1 pseudogene is annotated in these 1,420 nt (G+C 68.1%); it reads left to right on the forward strand.

Annotated features, from left to right (window positions below):
* Positions 1-1,420, forward strand: a pseudogene (locus RT567_RS16850) (TonB-dependent receptor); the annotation flags it as partial.

Below are 1,420 nucleotides of genomic sequence, written 5' to 3' on the forward strand. Positions count from 1 at the left end.
GCCAGAGCGTGACGACGGCCTCGGTCGGCGCGGGCGCAGCGGGCGGCGCCGCCCTGTCCGACTTCGGCGTCGGGCCGCGCACCGACGACCTGACCGCCTATCGCACCTTGTCGCCCAAGCGCGAGAACAGCTCCATCTCCGGCTCCCTGGTGCGCGACCTGAACCAGACCATGTCCCTGACCCTCAGCGGCGAACTGGAGGATACGTCCAGCTTCTCCTACCTGGGCCTGCCGGGCCTCAGCCTGGCCCTGCCCTCGGCCAGCCCCTATTCACCCTTCGCCAGCGACGTCCTGCTGCACCGCTATATCGATGCGCCCGGCGCGCTGGGACGACAGACCGACACCATGTCAGGCCAGCTGGGCTTCCTGGTCGACGGCTATCTGGGCGACTGGCGCTGGACGGTGAACGGCGGCTACGACCGCACCGAAACCAAGACCCGCACGGGTCGCGGCCTCAACGACGACGCCCTGCAGGCGGGCGTGACGGCGGGAACCATCAACCCGTTCAGCGATCTGGGCCAGTTGCCGACCAACCCGTTCGACACGGCGCGCTCCATCTCCAGCAAGACCAGCGTCGAGGGCGTCATCAACGGCACGGCCTGGGAAGGGCCGGCCGGCTCGCTGACCTCGACCTTCAAGGTCGGCTTCGACAGCCAGTCGCTGGACTCCGAGAACCTGCGCTTCTCCGAGGACCAGCAGGCCAGCGTCTTCTCCGAACGCTCCCTGTCACGCGACCGGACCAGCGCCTCGGGCAACTTCAACCTGCCCATCGCCAGCCGCGACCGCGAGGTGCTGGGCGCGCTCGGCGATCTATCGGCCAATCTGAACCTGGCCTACGAAGACCTGTCCGACTTCGGCGGCCTGTCGGCCTATACCGTCGGACTGAACTGGTCGCCGTGGGAGCCGGTCAACTTCACCGCCAGCTGGGCCGACGAGCAGAAGGCCCCGTCGATGTCGCAACTGAACGACCCGACGATCTCGACCCCGAACGTGCCGGTCTACGACTTCGCCACCGGCCAGTCGGTCAACATCGTCCGCATCGAGGGCGGCAACCCCAACCTGTCCGAAGAGACCAAGCGCGTCCTGAAGTTCGGCGTCAATCTGACGCCGCTGAAGGACAAGGATCTGCGCTTCACGGCCAACTACACCCGGACCGAGACGGAAGGCTCCATCGCCTCCTTCCCGACCATCACGCCCGAACTGGAAGCCGCCCTGCCCGAGCGCTTCACCCGCGATCTGGACGGCAACCTGCTGTCGATCGACGCCCGACCGCTGAACTTCCAGAAGGCCGAGCAACAGGAAATCCGCTGGGGCCTCAACTTCTCGACCGCCTTCGGCAAGCCGGACCCCGCCGCCATGGAGCGCATGAACGCGCGCAGCAGTGGCGGCCAGCGCGGACCAGGCGGCCCCGGCGGCGGCGC

The organism is Brevundimonas sp., assembly GCF_032107865.1.
Classification (GTDB): Bacteria; Pseudomonadota; Alphaproteobacteria; order Caulobacterales; family Caulobacteraceae; genus Brevundimonas.